12 protein-coding genes and 1 other annotated feature are annotated in these 15,532 nt (G+C 44.6%); of the genes, 8 read left to right on the forward strand and 4 right to left on the reverse strand.

Translation table 11 applies throughout. The features are described 5' to 3' along the window. Positions 1–41: 41 nt before the first annotated feature. The 4 genes from H171_RS05470 to H171_RS05485 form a co-directional block, all read right to left on the reverse strand. Positions 42–1,004 (reverse strand): GNAT family N-acetyltransferase, encoded by a 963-nt coding sequence (locus H171_RS05470; RefSeq protein WP_100304242.1) that lies wholly within the window; start codon positions 1,002–1,004, stop codon positions 42–44. Positions 1,005–1,050: 46 nt separating this feature from the next. Further along, positions 1,051–1,362 (reverse strand): glycoside hydrolase family 23, encoded by a 312-nt coding sequence (locus tag H171_RS05475; protein WP_100304243.1) that lies wholly within the window; start codon positions 1,360–1,362, stop codon positions 1,051–1,053. Between the two features lie 35 nt (positions 1,363–1,397). Further along, positions 1,398–1,922 carry a DUF4364 family protein gene (locus H171_RS05480; protein ID WP_025233525.1) on the reverse strand — a complete coding sequence of 175 codons (525 nt, stop codon included), beginning with the start codon at positions 1,920–1,922 and terminating at the stop codon, positions 1,398–1,400. Positions 1,923–2,054: 132 nt separating this feature from the next. Continuing rightward, complete coding sequence (locus tag H171_RS05485) at positions 2,055–3,209, reverse strand: NAD(P)-dependent malic enzyme (RefSeq protein WP_100304244.1); 1,155 nt, start codon at positions 3,207–3,209, stop codon at positions 2,055–2,057. A 141-nt stretch (positions 3,210–3,350) separates the two neighbouring features. Between H171_RS05485 and H171_RS05490 the strand changes: the two genes are divergently transcribed. The 8 genes from H171_RS05490 (at position 3,351) to H171_RS05525 (ending at position 15,481) form a co-directional block, all read left to right on the forward strand. After that, the gene (locus H171_RS05490) at positions 3,351–6,923 is read left to right on the forward strand and encodes a DUF5717 family protein (protein WP_100304245.1); all 3,573 of its coding nucleotides are present in this window, start codon (positions 3,351–3,353) and stop codon (positions 6,921–6,923) included. A 16-nt stretch (positions 6,924–6,939) separates the two neighbouring features. Further along, positions 6,940–8,163 (forward strand): DUF5716 family protein, encoded by a 1,224-nt coding sequence (locus tag H171_RS05495; RefSeq protein WP_100304246.1) that lies wholly within the window; start codon positions 6,940–6,942, stop codon positions 8,161–8,163. Further along, positions 8,160–8,975, forward strand: coding sequence for a hypothetical protein (locus H171_RS05500; protein ID WP_100304247.1), 816 nt, complete (start codon positions 8,160–8,162; stop codon positions 8,973–8,975). The genes H171_RS05495 and H171_RS05500 overlap by 4 nt, the downstream gene beginning before the upstream one ends. 90 nt (positions 8,976–9,065) lie before the next feature. After that, positions 9,066–9,289, forward strand: a binding site (T-box leader). Positions 9,290–9,452: 163 nt separating this feature from the next. Next, positions 9,453–12,092, forward strand: a complete 2,640-nt coding sequence (locus tag H171_RS05505; protein WP_100304248.1) for a valine--tRNA ligase — start codon at positions 9,453–9,455, stop codon at positions 12,090–12,092. Between the two features lie 242 nt (positions 12,093–12,334). Continuing rightward, a complete protein-coding gene (locus tag H171_RS05510; RefSeq protein ID WP_100304249.1) occupies positions 12,335–13,228 on the forward strand; it encodes a sigma-E processing peptidase SpoIIGA in 894 nt (297 codons plus the stop codon). A gap of 27 nt (positions 13,229–13,255) precedes the next feature. Beyond that, a complete protein-coding gene (gene sigE / locus H171_RS05515; protein WP_038280784.1) occupies positions 13,256–13,996 on the forward strand; it encodes an RNA polymerase sporulation sigma factor SigE in 741 nt (246 codons plus the stop codon). 115 nt (positions 13,997–14,111) lie between these two features. Further along, entirely contained in the window at positions 14,112–14,591 is a 480-nt protein-coding gene (locus tag H171_RS05520; protein WP_100304250.1) for an RNA polymerase sigma factor, read from the forward strand. 20 nt (positions 14,592–14,611) lie between these two features. Then, on the forward strand, positions 14,612–15,481 hold the full coding sequence (locus H171_RS05525) for a DUF3298 and DUF4163 domain-containing protein (RefSeq protein ID WP_100304251.1): 870 nt from the start codon (positions 14,612–14,614) through the stop codon (positions 15,479–15,481). Positions 15,482–15,532: the final 51 nt, after the last annotated feature.

Genomic DNA, 15,532 nt, shown 5'->3' on the forward strand with positions numbered 1-15,532 from the left:
AAAAGCTGATTCAGGATAATAAATCTGAATCAGCTTTTTTATTAATTTAAGTGATGATTCTCTGACAAGATCCTTTCATCAATACGACGCACAACGCCATGGGTATAAGCTGTAAAATATTTTGACCAGAAACTATATGCCGATGGATTGATGCTCTCAAAGTCTACACCCAGGTGGGTGTAACCCTCTGCCTTCAAGGTTTTTATCACCTCATCCAGCAGGCTTTGATATAATCCTTTGCCTCGATGCTCTTTAAGACAGAACGCACTGTTAATATGGCGGTAATTCGGATGTTCAGTTATAAAGGTTTCGCCAGATTCTGAAATTTTTAAATAAGCGCATATTTTACCCTGGTATAGAGACACAAAACACCGTTCATGATTATTTATACACGTTTCACAAAAGGCATCCAATGGTTCCTGTACACGGTTCATGAAAGTTGGACTATTGTTAAAATGTTTGTTTAACATGAGTTCAAGCGGATATGCCAAAGCGTACTCGCTTGGTTGAAGTTCTATGAACTCGTATTCTTCACAAGTCCTGCAATCAAATGGCTCCATAGGGCGGATTGAATCAATGCAGCGAAGACCAAAACCATATTTAAAAAACTGGTTTTGAGAAATTTCGTCATGTGCATATAAGCAAATACCATGACTGACTGCGCCTGCACGCACCCATTTGCGGGCAGCATCCTGATACATGGCCGCATAAATATTTGCTCTGTTCTTAAGGGTTGCCGCATTGGCCCACATGGGTGAAAACACACCCTTAACGTCAGTAGAGTGAAACGCATTGTCAAAAGGCTTGATGCCGCATAAAAATCCAATCATTTCATCATCTTCAAATGCTGCAACACCCATACCGTTATCGGCAAAGCAGGTCAAATCAGGGAAGGCATCAACATATGGCAGAGCTGGCACCTGAGAAAGTTCTTCTTTGTAGCAGGCCAGTGCCAGTGCGTTTGCCTTTCTGATATGCTCCCTGGCAAAATCAACTATAATCATCGTTTCATTACGCCTCTTTTCGTTTATGGGTAATGAGCAAATTTTATTAGGGCTCATCGGAAACCCGCTGTGGTTGAATCGTTTCCTTTTTAACCGGCTCTCCCTGGATGGGGACCGGCATTTCCTGTTTTTCTGGTATACACTTATGAACCGGCTTGGAAAAAAGATTTCGTATTTTGATCCTGATAAAGGTATTTGCTGCTTTGATAAAAACCACAAAAATAAAAACGGGCAGGATGACGGTTAAAATCAACCTTACCTTGAAATGTAACTTTTTTTTCTCTAATTGTTTCAAATGTAACTGATATTGCCCTTTTATCTTCGGAAATAATGTATTCTTTGTCTGAATTTTACTCAAAATAAATCCCCCTTATGTTTCTGCTAGATGAAATGTTAAGAGCCGCTCATCAGTGCTTTCATGGCAAATGCATATATTTCCTGACTCTTAGATTTCCAGTGGTCACACATGATTTCCGCCTGGTCCTTATCCGGGACAGACAGTTCCAGATTTATCAGGCAGTTTTTTCCTTCCCGGACCTGACAGTGGACGATGTAGTCATGGCTGGTGGATTTATAGAAATCAGCGGTTACACCCACCTCGTTGCGGAGACGGAACTTGTTCTCTTTTAAATATTCATCCATATCATTGATGATAGCCGGTGAAATCTTGCTGCCGAAAAAGGAAAGGGTTTCTTCCCCTTCCCTGGTGATTTCGTACCGGCTGCTGTTATGGTTGGTTTCCACATGAAGCAGTCTGGCCTCCAGCAGTTCATTCAATGCCTGATTGAGCGTAAAATATGTGGTATATTCATGCTCCAGAAAAAAGTTTGACAGTTGTGCGCTTGTCAGGGGGAAATTAACCTGTTTAAGCATGTATAAAATCATTAGTTTGTACAGGGTCATAGGTTCTGACAGCATAGTTACCTCTTTCCTGCCCGCGCTTTTTGGGCATTTTGGTATCCCTGTAAGGGGATACCTCCTTTGTCGCGCTTGCTGCGCCGTAAATTCTAGGATTGTGAAAGCCGCTTTCAACCAGATCCTTCATATTTTTTACTGCCGGATATACTCTTTGACCGCCTGGCTTACCACAGATGCAACACGGGGGTCAAAGGCCTCAGGCAGGATATTATTTTCGTTCAGTTCTGAAGGCGCTACAAGACCGGCGATAGCAGTTGCGGCTGCAAGCTTCATATCTTCCGTAATAGCGGTTGCCCTTCCCTCCAATGCACCTTTAAAGATACCGGGGAACACAACTACATTATTGACCTGGTTGGGGAAGTCAGACCTTCCGGTTCCAACTACTTTTGCGCCGGCTGCTTTGGCGAGGTCAGGCATGATCTCAGGAACCGGGTTTGCCATGGCAAACAGAATGGCGTCCGGATTCATGGAAGCGACCATTTCTTCCGTAACGATTCCAGGGGCGGATACTCCTACGAAAATATCACTGCCTTTCATGGCATCTGCCAAGGAACCATGGGTTCCTTCCAGATTCGTCACATCCATCATCTTTTCCTGCATCCAGTTCAAGCCCTCCATGCCCTTTACCAGGATTCCCGCACGGTCACACATGGTGATATGAAGAAAGCCATAGGAGAGAAGAAGTTTTGTAATGGCAATTCCGGCGGAGCCTGCACCGTTTACAACTATTTTGCATTCCTCTTTTTTCTTCCCTGTCACTTTTAAGGCGTTTATAATGCCGGCAAGAACGACGATCGCCGTTCCGTGCTGGTCATCATGGAATACGGGGATGTCAAGAAGCTCTTTTAGCCGTTCTTCGATTTCAAAACAGCGGGGAGCGGAGATATCCTCCAGATTGATTCCGCCAAAAGCAGGCGCAATATTCACTACGGTCTTAATGATCTCTTCGGTGTCCTGGGTATCCAGACAGATCGGGATGGCATTAATTCCTCCAAACTCCTTAAAAAGCACCGCTTTTCCTTCCATAACAGGCATGGCGGCCAGAGGTCCGATGTTGCCAAGTCCAAGAACAGCACTTCCATCTGAAACGACTGCAATGGTGTTTGATTTGATTGTGTATAGGTAGGCAGCCTCAGGATCCCCTGCAATGACTTTGCAGGGTTCCGCTACGCCTGGGGTGTAGGCAAGGGCCAGATCCTCCCGGCTTTTTACCTTTGCTTTGGAAGTGATTTCCAGTTTTCCTTTCCATTCTTCATGAAGCAATAAAGCTTTTTCGTTGGTTGTCATGATCGTTCGTCCTTTTTTTCACAGTTTTATTTTATCATACCAATTTTAGGGTTTTAAATCAATAGAAAATATGTTAGAATATAGAGTAATTGAAATCAAATAGCTAAATAAGATAAGGAAATTAAAGATACAGGTGGTACTATGAGAGAACGGATCAACAGGCTGGCAAAGGGCATCATTGATTCAGAGATTCCAAAGATTAAGGTGACACCGTGGGAAATTGATGATGTGGTTCGTTCCGGCGGAGCTACCAGGCGGGAACTTGTCGTTACCAGTGAGAATAATTTACATATAAAAGGACTTGCATATTCGTCGAATTTCCGTGTCAGGCTCATAAGCGGAGCATTTGGCGGAACATATAACCATCTGGTCTATGAGATAAACAGTAGTTACCTGGAAGATGGAGATGTGATTAAGGGCTCTTTTTATCTGGTTACCAATGGCGGCGAGAGAGAAGTCCCTTATTCTTTTTGTGTGGAATTAAGCACATCAGGAAAAGCACTGAGTGATTTAAAGACAGCAGAGGATTTTGCAGATACGGCAAAAAAAGATATGGATACGGCTCTTCGTTTGTTTGAGTATCGGGATTTTGCCACGGCTCCCTTTATGCAGGAACTACATGTAAGGGCAATCTACGACGGATTAAAGGGAAGGCCTGACAGAAGGAAGGAACTGGAAGAGTTTCTGACCGCGTTAAAGGTGAAAAAGCCGGTCCAGTTATGGACGGAAACCGAGGAGCGGAGATTTGGGGAACTTGAGGAAGTTGTAATGGATTGGGTGATCATAAAGCGCAGCGACTGGGGCTATGTGAACCTGGAAGTTACAACGGACTGTGATTTTATAGAACTGCCAAGGAAAAGCATCGGAGAGCAGGACTTTGAAGAAGAGGAATGCAGGGTACCCTTTTTGGTTCATCCGGAGCGTATGCACCAGGGAGAGAATTCCGGAAGAATTCTCATAACTGGAATGGAAGACCGATTTGTCATCTCCGTTACTGCGGTCAATAATCCCGGAGGAGGGGTATCCGCAGAAGACGCGTTTGCAAAAGAAGCCTTGAGCCGTTTTTTACGGCTCCGCCTGGAAGAAGAGTACGGGCAGAGGGATATAAATATTCTATATGATGAGATGGAAAAGGCCCTTGATGAGATTGAACTGATGAAGGGTGAAAATAGCCTCCTAAAGCTGCTTCGGGCTGAGATATTCCTTGGCCAGGAAAATCCTTCCAAAGCTGCATTGCTCCTTGACGAGTGCAGAGATGATATCCTTAAGGAGCGCCAGGAAAAAAGGGAGCTTTACTGCTATTACCAGTACCTGCGTTTAAAGGTGCAGCCGGACGAATACCAGAAGGAATCCCTGATCCGTCTCATGAAAAAATATCTGGAAGAAGACAGAAGGCTCTTCTGGCTTTTTTTGCTGCTTATGAAGCTGGATGACAAGCTGCTTGAGAATCTGCCTTCATTGTTAGCCATGATGAAAAAGCAGTTTCATATGGGAGTCAGAAGCCCGTTTTTCTATGTATGGGGCTGCAGGGTACTGAACTGTTCACCGGAGATCATAAGGGCCATGGGTTCCATGGAACTCCAGATCCTATATCATTGCGCCGGTAAAGGGATTATAGATCAAAAGCTGGCGGTGGCCGTATCCAGGCTTACCCTGACGGCAAAGCATTTTAACCGGCTGCAATACCGGATGTTAGTTAAGCTTTATGAGGAGCACCCAATAAAAGAGGTACTTGAGGCAATCTGTGCCTTGTTAATCAAAGGGGAATGCCGCATGGCGGAAGCCTTTTCCTGGTACGAAAAAGGGATAAAGTCAGGGATCAGCCTGACGCGGCTGTATGAATATTATTTGTATGCTCTGCCGGGAAATTACTGCTATCTCCTCCCAAAGGAAGTGCTTTTATATTTTTCTTATGGAGGAAATGAGCTGGATCTCCACAGCCGGGCGGTCCTTTATAAGAATGTTCTGGTTTATCTGGAACCGACCGACCCTCTGTATCAGGCCTATGAGCGGACGATCGAGAAATTTGCTACAGAGCAGCTGTTTGAATCACGGATTGACAAACAGCTGGCCGGGATTTATGAGCGGATGATACTAAAGGATGTGATCGATCTTCCTATGGCAAAGGTGCTGCCCTCCATACTACGGTCCTACCGGGTGGAATGCAGCAATAAAAATATGAAGTATGTCATTGTGTGCTATGAGGAAATGGCAGAGGAAGATGCGTTCCTTCTCGATGATGGTGTTTCCTATGTGCCTTTATTTTCGGAGCACAGCATATTGCTTTTCCAGGATGCCTTTGGCAACCGGTATGCCAACATTCCCTATGAGAAAGAACCTGTTATGGACCGTCCGGAACTGGAAGAGCGCTGCTTTGAATTATATCCGGAGCATTCCATGCTCCGGCTTCGGGCATGTGAACGGATTCTGGCGGACGGGGCATCAAATATAGAAGAGGTGAAGATTTTAGAAGGCACGCTGGAGGATAAAAATCTGCGGCCTCTTTATCAGAAGCTTCTTCTTTCCAAAGTCATCGAGTTTTACAGCATGCAGGCCTCTGACGGTCTGGAAGGAGAAGAAGGAGCCGGGTATTTGGTTAAGCTGGATAAAAAGGTCCTTTCCAGGGAAGAGCGGATAAACGTCTGTGATACGCTCATCCATAACAACCACATGGAAGAGGCGTTCTTAATGATCCGGGAATTCGGAAGCGAAGGAACCCGGACGGAGCGGCTTTATGAACTGTGTACGAAAATGATACTAAAGAACTTATTTGACGAGGATCCTTTGCTTTTACATCTGGCTTACGATGTTTTTAGAGAAGGAAAAAGTGACGGCGTGATCCTTGACTACTTGTGTGAGCATTTTAACGGGTTAACGAGCCAGATGTATCAGGTGCTTATGAAAGGCGTTTCTGAGCATGTGGAAACATATGATCTGGAAGAACGCCTGACGGCTCAGATGATGTTTTCCGGCTGCAGCTCAAAACTTGACAAGGTGTTTGGTCTTTACCGGAGCCGCAAAGAAACTGGTGAAATGATCGTGAAAGCTTATTTTACCATAAAATGCACAGAATACTTTATGGAGGATAAGGAGCCGGAGGAAAAGGTTTTCGCTTATCTGGAAGGAACGGTCCGGGCGGCTTCTGTAAAAGGCCGTCTCCCCACCATTTATCTGCTGGCCATAACGAAGTATTATTCTAAACGTTCTGCACTAGATGAAGAGCAGCAGAAGCTGTGCCGGAATACAGTATCCTTCCTGTTAGAAGAAGGTCTTGTGTTTCCGTATTATAAGGATCTGTCAAAATATATTCCCATGCCGGAAGATATTATGGATAAAGCCATGGTCCAGTACTGTGGGGACCGGGATTCCAAGGTGGAGTTGCAGGTCAGGATTCTTCCGGATGAAGAAGAGTTTCACAGTGAGGATATTTCCCGGATGTACCAGGGAGTTTTCGTCAAGCAGAAGATATTGTTTGAAGGCGAGATCATGGAATACCAGGTGAGAGAGCTGATCGAGGAAGCGTGGGTTCTAAAAAAAGAAGGCAGTATAAGCTGCGATACCGGAGTATCCCGGAAGGCTTCGGACAGCAAGTTTGCCTGTTTAAATGAAATGAGTCTGTCCTTAAGCTTAAAGGATGAAAACGGGCTTAAAAATCGGATGCAGGAGTATTTAAAAAAGAATGCTGCTGCAGAAGAATTATTTCCACTGATGTAAGATAAGGGGGCTGTCAATGGACGGACTGATAATAGGGCTTGACCTTTGTGATGCCTATACCCGCATATGCTGCCATGACAGAGAAAAATCATGGTGCTTTCCTACAGTGATCTGCAGGAAAAAGGATGAAGATGCCTGGTTTGTAGGAGAAGAGGCTTATGCCTATACTCTTGTAGGCGAGGGCATTATAATAGACAAGCTGATAAAAATGGTTAGGAAAGAGGGAACCGCGACTTTGGGCGGAACCAAATACGAAGGTCTTGACCTTTTAAAGATGTTTTTAAAAAAGATATTAAAGCTTCCCATGGAAGAGTTTTTCTGCGATGAGGTGAAACAGCTGGTGATCACCATGCAGAAGGTGGATGTAAAGCTGATGGATGCCCTTATGTATTGTGCGGACTACTTGGAGATTCCAAGAGAGCGTGTGCACATTATCAGTCATACGGAAAGCTTTGTATACTATACCCTCAGCCAGAAAAAAGAGGTTTGGAGCAATCAGGTAGGTGTGTTTGACTTATCGGAAGATTCTTTTCACTATCATGAGCTTAAGGTACAGAGAGGCCTTCGGAAGATGGTGGTGATTGCAGAGGATGAAGCTTTGGAGGAAAGCTTTAATCTGGATATTTTAGACACGCCTTCCGGAGGAAAGCTGGCGGATAAAATCTTAAGCTCCTGCGCGGACAGGCTTCTGCAGAAGAAGTTATTTTCAACTGTATTTCTGACGGGAAAGGGCTTTGAGCGCCATGACTGGGCGGGAGATTCCATGAAGATACTCTGTTCCCGACGGAAGGTCTATATGGAGCCGGAACTGTTTGCCAGAGGTGCGGCTTTTAAGGGAATGGATTATCTTCAGGATAAGACCTCTTATCCCTTTACCTGCATCTGTGAAGGGCGGCTTCATTCCACCATTTCCATGAAGGTGCTTCATAAGGAACGGGAAAGCCAGCTGGTTGTGGCTGCAGCCGGGGATAACTGGTATGAAGCAAAGAGCAGCGTGGATTTGATCCTGGATCATCAGGATTATGTGGAATTTATGGTAACGCCTATGGATCCAAAGCAGAAACGGCTGGTGAAGATCCCGCTTGAAGGATTTCCAGACCGGATGGACAGAACGATCCGGATAGGGATCAGCTTTGGGTTTTTGGATGAAAAAACCATGGCAGTGGTACTGAAAGACAAGGGGTTTGGTGAAATATTCCCGGCCACGGAGGCCGTGATAAGGCAAGAGGTTATGCTATGAGTATGATTCTTTGCCGGCAGGAGCCGGTTAAACATCCTTTTTATTTTGAAGGCCTGGGAATCCGCCTGTTTTCTTCCCAGGAGCTTTGCTATGTGATTTATAATAATCCTCTTTTGGTTATGGATCAATTTGTGGATAATAACCTGATTCAGTTTATCAGAGAGGATCTGGATATGGCTTTTCTGGCTGCAAAGCTGGAAAAATGGCAGCAAAGCGGTGAGGAAACGGATGAGCTTCTTGCTATGATTCTTCACGAATGCGATTACTATACTGCTTCTGAGGTCGGACGGTTCCGGCAGAATCTGGCTACTTACCGCCGGATGCCTGTCCAGGAGTTTTTAAAGGTAAAGGCGGATTACCTGTTTTCCAGAAAACAATATGGAAAGGCCATCACAGAATACGGAAAGATCTTGGATCTTCCAAAGGGTGACCGGGGGGATGACACCTTCCGGGCTAAAATATTTAATAATCTGGGAGCAGCTTATGCCAGGCTGTTTATGACGGACAAAGCCTGCCAAGCGTACCAGAAATCATTTGATCTGGTGAAAAATGCCGAGATTTTAAAAAGAATATGCCATCTGGCCCAGTGGAATCCGGGTCTGGTGTTAAATGAGCGTTTTCAGGCTCTCATTACAGATGAAATGAGGCAGGAATGCGAAATAGAAAAAGAGAAGGCGGAAGCGCTGGCGGCTCAGGCGGACAGCCTAAAAGAACTTGAACGGCTGTTTCAAAAGGACCCAATCAAACGTCTTCAAGGGGCAGGAGAGCTTATCCAGAAGTGGAAACAGGAATACCGGAATATTATGTCTTGACAAATCCTTAAAAAGACACTATCATTACAAGGTATAAGAAAACACCCAGTGGGTATACCTATATGCCCAAAAAGCATGGGCAGGAATAAGAAAAAGGTAGAGACGAAGAGGAGTACGCTTATAACCCTGAAAGAGAAAACCGTTCATCGGCTGAAAGACGGTTAAGGAAGTGTATGCGGAAGGTAGCTTCAGAACCGGAAGGCTGAAATTTATGTTTCAGTAAGCTTTCACGCGTGGCTGCGTTAGAGGCTATGTGAGATATGACAGGCTCTGTCATATGAATAAAGGTGGTACCGCGTTAATACGCCCTTTGCATCCTGACGATGCAGAGGGCTTTTTTTATTTGTAGGAAGCTACGTCCTATGGATTTAAAACTATTTGTTTTACGGCAATTACATGGAAGCAAGGATCGATCGGCCGCCCATGGGCATACATTAAAGCCCTGAATATAAGGCGGTCAGCAGGAAGGAGATAATGATGAAAGAATTGGAGAAGACCTATAATCCGGCAGGGATTGAAGGCAAACTTTATGAGAAATGGCTGGATAAGAAGTATTTTCATGCAGAACCAAATAAGGATAAAAAGCCCTTTACCGTCATAATGCCGCCGCCCAATATCACGGGGCAGCTTCATATGGGCCATGCCTTAGACAATGCCATGCAGGATATTTTGATCCGCTATAAGCGGATGCAGGGATTCGAAGCCCTGTGGCAGCCAGGCACAGACCATGCGGCTATTGCAACAGAAGTTAAGGTTATCGAGAGCTTAAAGAAGCAGGGAATTGAAAAAGAAGAACTGGGCAGGGAAGGCTTCCTGGAAAAATGCTGGGACTGGAGAAAAGATTATGGCGGACGGATCATCAACCAGCTTCATAAACTGGGATCTTCTGCCGACTGGGACAGAGAGCGTTTTACCATGGATGAAGGCTGTTCCGCAGCCGTTCAGGAAGTTTTTATCCGGCTCTATGAAAAAGGTTATATTTATAAAGGTTCCCGTATTGTAAACTGGTGTCCGGTTTGCCAGACTTCCATTTCTGATGCGGAAGTGCTGCATGAGGACCAGAACGGCTTCTTCTGGCATATTAATTACCCCATCGTAGGAGAAGAGGGAAGATTTGTAGAGATCGCAACTACCAGACCGGAAACCCTTCTAGGAGATAGCGCTGTAGCAGTGAACCCGGAAGATGAGCGCTATCAGGACCTTATCGGCAAGATGTTAGAGCTTCCCCTTACCGGCCGCCAGATACCGGTGGTAGCAGATTCTTATGTAGATAAAGAATTCGGTACCGGCTGTGTGAAGATTACCCCGGCCCACGACCCCAATGACTTTGAGGTTGGAAAGAGACATGATCTTCCTGAAATCAATGTTATGAATGACGATGCCACCATCAACCTTCCTGGCAGCAAATATCATGGTATGGAACGCTATGAAGCCAGAAAAACCATTGTAAAGGACCTTGAAGAACTGGGGCTTTTGGTAAAGGTTGCTCCCCATGCCCATGCGGTAGGAATCCATGACCGCTGTAAGACCACTGTAGAGCCTTTGGTTAAGCAGCAGTGGTTTGTCAAGATGGAAGAGATGGCAAAGCCGGCAATTGAGGCTTTAAAATCAGGAGAACTGAAATTCGTTCCGGAGAGATTTGATAAGACCTATCTTCACTGGCTTGACAATATCCGTGACTGGTGTATTTCCAGACAGCTTTGGTGGGGACATCGCATTCCGGCATATTATTGTGACCAGTGCGGAGAGATTATCGTGTCAAAAGAAGTTCCCACAGTATGCCCGAAATGCGGGGGAACCCATTTGACTCGGGATGAGGATACCCTTGATACCTGGTTTTCTTCTGCTCTCTGGCCATTCTCCACTTTAGGCTGGCCGGAAAAAACAGAGGACTTAGAATACTTCTACCCAACCGATGTGTTGGTTACTGGCTACGACATTATCTTCTTCTGGGTAATCCGAATGGTATTTTCCGGAATCGAGCAGACCGGTAAGCTTCCTTTCCATACAGTGCTGATGCACGGTCTGGTAAGAGATTCGGAAGGCCGCAAGATGAGTAAATCCCTAGGAAACGGAATCGATCCTCTGGAGGTTATCGAAAAGTACGGAGCCGATGCCCTGCGAATGACCCTGATCACAGGAAATGCGCCCGGCAATGACATGCGTTTCTATTGGGAGCGGGTGGAGGCCAGCAGAAACTTTGCCAATAAGGTTTGGAATGCTTCCCGCTTCATTATGATGAATATTGAAAAAGCACCGGATGCAAAGGCAGAACTTTCAGAACTTACCATTGCGGACAAATGGATCCTGTCCAAGGCGAACACCCTTGCAAAGGATGTAACAGAAAACCTGGATAAGTATGAGCTTGGAATTGCTCTTCAAAAGGTTTATGATTTTATCTGGGAGGAGTTCTGCGACTGGTATATCGAGATGGTGAAACCAAGGTTATGGGATGATAAGGATCAGACGAAAGCGGCTGCCATCTGGACGCTGAAAACCGTGCTTATTAACTCCTTAAAGCTTCTTCATCCTTATATGCCGTTCCTCACCGAGGAAATCTTCTGCAATCTTCAGGACGAAGAGGAGTCCATTATGATTTCCAGCTGGCCGGAGTATAAGGAAGAGTGGAACTTTGAGACAGAAGAGCATGCGGTTGAAACCATTAAGGAAGCTGTAAGAGGAATCCGGAATGTACGCACCTCCATGAACGTTCCGCCAAGTAAGAAAGCGAAGGTTTATGTTGTTTCTGAGAATCAGGAGATTCTTGATATCTTTGAACACAGCAAGGTTTTCTTCGCTACGCTGGGATATGCTGGTGAAGTGTATTTACAGAAGGATAAGAATGGCATAGCAGACGATGCCGTATCTGCGGTTATTCATCAGGCAGTTATCTATATGCCGTTTGCAGAACTGGTGGATATTGAAAAAGAAGTAGAGCGTTTAAAGAAGGAAGAAGAGCGCTTAGGCAAGGAACTGGCTCGTGTTGAGGGCATGCTTAACAACGAAAAGTTCGTAAGCAAGGCTCCGGCAGCCAAGATTGATGAGGAAAAGGCTAAGCTTGAGAAATATGCTCAGATGATGGATCAGGTAAAGGAGAGACTTTCTCAGCTCTCTTAAATCCCCATCTTGGAAAATCGACAATATGAAATAGAATGTGAAAAACAGTCGAACATGGCAGAAAATGCTGTGTCCGGCTGTTTTTTGTTGCGCAGTATGGGAGAAAGCGTCCTTTTTGATTTTTGTCCATTTGTCAGGAAGAGAGAAGGAATGGACAAAAGGGGAACGTGTGGTCTGTAAGAAACTGTCGGCATATGCCGTGGCAGGATGGAAAAAGGCGATAAAAAAATGGAATCATCCCCATGGTTTTGACAAATTCTGAATGGCTTACTGGCTATAATGTTCGTACAGGGCGGGAGGTGAAAGCGGCGACGGAAATAAACCTGTATATTGATGTGTTGTTCTTAACTAATTTTGCCATGGATTTCCTGGTATTATCCATTGTAAGACGGGGGATGAAGTATCGTCTCATATGGTGGAGAATGATTCTTGGGGCTATTTTGGGGGCAGCCTGGGCCGTGTTTGCTGCCGCTTTTCCATTTTTACCCCTGTGGCTTGAGATGGTAATAACCTATCTGGCGGTGAGCACCCTGATGGTGATGACGGCTTTCGACGTAAAAAGACCAAAGGAAATAGGGAAAGCAGTAAGTGCTCTTTATCTGGCTGCAGTTACAACAGCAGGCATAATGGATGCCCTATATCAGCATACGAAGGCCGGCTATTATATAGAACAGATTCTTAGAGGAAATGGTCAGGAAGCCATACCTTTTTACCGGTTGATTTTTATAGCAGCGGGTACTTACTTTGGAATCCGCTGCTTTCTGCGGCAGATTTCCGCCATGCTAAAGGGAAAGAACAATTTTTATGAAGTTACCATGCATTACAGAGGAAAGAAAAAGGTAGTAACGGCTCTGCTTGATACAGGAAACAGGCTGTATGAACCAGTGAGCCGCCGGGCTGTCCACGTTGTGACCTATGAAGCTGTCCGGGAGCTTTGCGAAAGTGTTTCGGAGGTCGTCTACATTCCCTACGGAAGTGTTGGGAAAAGTGACGGCGTGCTGCCCGGAATATTTTTGGATGAGATGGAGGTACGTCAAGGGGATGAAGTGAAGGTGATTGAAAGGCCTCTGGTGGCCGTATGCAAAAAGACATTATCCGTAAATGGAGAATATCAGATGCTGCTGCATGAAGAGTGAGTGAACGAAGTAAAGGAGAGAGTATCAATGATTATAAAAGTATCCGTACCAAACCGTTTCCAGTTTAAGGCAATTCCAACATTTAAAACATTGATGATGCCGTCACAGGGGGAGGTTCATTACATAGGAGGAGCTGATATTCTTCCTCCGCCTCTGGACAATGAAAAAGAAGCACAGATTATTGGGCTTCTTGGCAGTGATGATGATCAAAGAGCAAAATCAGAGTTAATTGAACATAATCTCCGTCTTGTGGTATACATAGCGAAGAAGTTTGATAATACCAGTGTTGGGGTGGAGGATTTAATTTCCATAGGTACCATTGGACTCATTAAGGCCATCAATACGTTTAATCCAAATAAAAACATTAAATTGGCCACCTATGCCTCCCGCTGCATTGAAAATGAAATACTCATGTATCTGCGCCGGAATAACAAGACTAAGATGGAGGTTTCCATTGATGAACCCTTGAACGTGGATTGGGATGGGAACGAGCTCCTTTTATCAGATATTCTCGGAACCGAAGAGGACGTTATTTATAAGGATTTAGAAACCGAGGTGGAACGGAACCTTCTTAATACTGCCATCAGCCGATTAAGCCCAAGGGAGAGAAAGATCGTGGAACTGCGGTTTGGACTCACAGATGAGGAAGGAGAGGAAATGACCCAGAAGGAAGTTGCTGATTTACTGGGGATCTCCCAGTCCTATATATCCAGGCTGGAAAAGAAGATTATGAAGAGGTTAAAAAAAGAAATTGTGCGGTTTGAATAATCGTTATGGCTGAAAAAAGGGAAGACTTCAAAGAGTCTTTCCTTTTTTTGTTAATAATGAAACTTTTTTGCGTTATAATACGTCTAATAGATAGAAACCCAGAGAGGAGGAAAAAATGAAACAAAAGATTGAAGAAGAGGCAGAACGAATCCTTTTGAAAAATTATGAATCTTATTACCGGCTTGCGTACAGTTATGTAAAAAATGAGCAGGATGCCCTGGATATCGTTCAGGAGAGTGCGTACCGGGTAATTAAGGAATGCAGGAGACTGAGAGAAGAAACCTATTTGTCGACCTGGATTCACCGGATTGTTATAAATGCATCCATTGACTTTATCAGGAAGCAGAAAAAGGAAAGCGTGAGCTTTGATGAGATGGAGATTCCTCATGAAGACAGCTATAAGGAAGATGATCCTCTGGAGCTTTTAAGTTCTTTAGAGGAAAAAGATCGTACAATCGTGATTTTAAAATATATGGAGGAATGGAAACTGGAAGAAATTGCTGAAATTCTGGAAATGAATGTGAGCACTGTCAAGGCCAGGCTTTACCGGGCGCTGAAGAAACTAAAGATTTTACTGGAACCGGAGGTCACTTAGGATAGAAAGGAGCAGTTAATATGGAACACAGCAATGAGGAAAAACTGTTAAGGATGAAAGAAAGATATCAAAATATTCCTGTGCCGGAGGCTGCCCGTGTAAGTATGGCGGCAGGTATTGAGAGAGCAAAAAAAGAAAAGAGGAGAATTCAGATGATGAATATGACTAAAAGAACAGGTATAACAGCAGCAGCTGCAATGGCAGCGATTGTGATTATGGCAAATGCCAGCCCGGTTACCGCCAATGCAATGGAAGAAATTCCGGTTTTAGGCGCAATTGCAAAGGTTGTTACTTTCCGTACCTTTGAGGATGCTAATAATAATTATGAGGCTAAAATAGATATCCCAAAGGTTTCCATCAATGAGAAGGATAATGAAAAGGTTAACCGAACCATTGAAGAGTATGCCAATCAGCTGATTGCGGAATATGAAAATCGGGTAGCAGGAGATCAGGCTGGTAACGGCCACTATTCCGTGACTTCCAGCTATGATGTTGTGACAGACAACGATGAGTACCTTTCCCTGCGGATCAATACAACGGTTGTGATGGCCAGCGGAGCGGAGTACGTAAAGATCTTTACCATTGATAAGGAAACAGGAAATGTAGTGTCTTTAAAGGATTTGATGAAGGATAAGCCCGACTACATTACTGCCATCAGTGATAACATCAAAAAACAGATGGAAGAACAAATGGCTGCGGATGATTCCAAGATGTACTTTTACAATACGGGAGAGGATGCCGTGGATGAATTCAAGCAGATTACCGGAGATGAAAGTTTTTACTTTAATGAGAATGGAGAAATCGTAATTGCATTTGACGAATATGAAGTGGCTCCGGGATACATGGGCGCAGTAGAGTTCACCATACCTAAAGCTGTAATCGGATTTTAAGCGGGAGCTTAAATTGCAGTACCAAACATTTTGATCTAAAATAGGGATGCT

Source organism: [Clostridium] celerecrescens 18A, assembly GCF_002797975.1.
Taxonomy (GTDB): domain Bacteria; phylum Bacillota; class Clostridia; order Lachnospirales; family Lachnospiraceae; genus Lacrimispora; species Lacrimispora celerecrescens.